The sequence below is a fragment of the Paraburkholderia madseniana genome, assembly GCF_009690905.1.
GTDB lineage: Bacteria > Pseudomonadota > Gammaproteobacteria > Burkholderiales > Burkholderiaceae > Paraburkholderia > Paraburkholderia madseniana.
In genome coordinates, this window is record NZ_VOSW01000282.1 from 1 (window position 1) to 1,079 (window position 1,079).

The window sequence follows — 1,079 nt, forward strand, 5'->3', positions numbered from 1 at the left end:
CCGTCGCCGATATCGGCCGTTGCGTTGATGATGCTCTTGCCGTTCGTTCCGATCGTCTGGCCACCCGCACGCTGATAGGCTTCCAGCGCATACAGCCCCGTACGCTTGGAGAGGCTGTAGTACTGCGAGAGATTGAACTGCTGGTAGCGTGCCGAGCTCGAGATGCCATTCGACTGCGTTGCGCGCGTATAGCTATAGCCGGCTGCCAGATCCAGCACCGTCAACGGCTTGAAGTGCAGCACTGCGCCAGCCGTATTGAAAATCGCCTCGTTGTGGAACTTCGAGTTGATGCCCGGGATGTATTGCACGTTCGAGTACGAGAACGAGACGTCCCATTGCGAGCTGAACGCATAGCCGCCCGTCACCGCAACGCGCTGCTGCGCCTGCGCCGTCTGGTAGCCGTTATTGATGCCCGACACACCCGGCTGCGCGCCCGCATTCGACGCCGTGGAATCCGCGCCCCACGCACCGCCGCCAGACGTCGAGTTATTGATGCGCTGGTAGCCTGCCGCGATACCGAACGGACCATTCAGGTACTGGATCGCCGCGCTATACGTCGAACCGGCATTGGTGCTTCCTGCCACGCCGCCCAGCGCATACGAACCGCTCACCGTCAGGCCATACATGCTCGGCGACGTGTACACCAGCGAGTTATTCACGCGGTACACCGTATCCAGCGAATCGATGTCGCCCGGGTGTGCGCCGTATGCGCCCGTCAGCCACGTGGTCGGGCTATAAGGCGACAGCAGCGTGTAGTACGACGTGTATTGACGGCCGGCCGTGAACGAGCCGTAGGTGGCGTTGGCCACGCCGACGTACGCTTGCCGGTTGAACGCCAGACCGGAGACGGCCTGTGCGCCGGTTGCACTGTTAAAGCCTTCTTCCAACTGGAAGATCGCCTTCGTGCCGCCGCCCAGATCTTCGGCACCCTTCAGGCCGAAGCGGCTGCCCGCCCAGATGCCGTTCACCATCTTGATCACCGAGCGACCGCCACTCGTCGAACCAAGCGACGTCTGGCTGCTCTGATAACCAATCCCCGCATCGACGATCCCGTACAGCGTCACACTGCTCTGAGCGTG

1 protein-coding gene is annotated in these 1,079 nt (G+C 62.1%); it reads right to left on the bottom strand.

The window, feature by feature from the left end:
- Positions 1–1,079: porin (locus tag FSO04_RS45820; RefSeq protein ID WP_154568013.1), on the bottom strand; the 1,079-nt coding region annotated here is incomplete at both ends.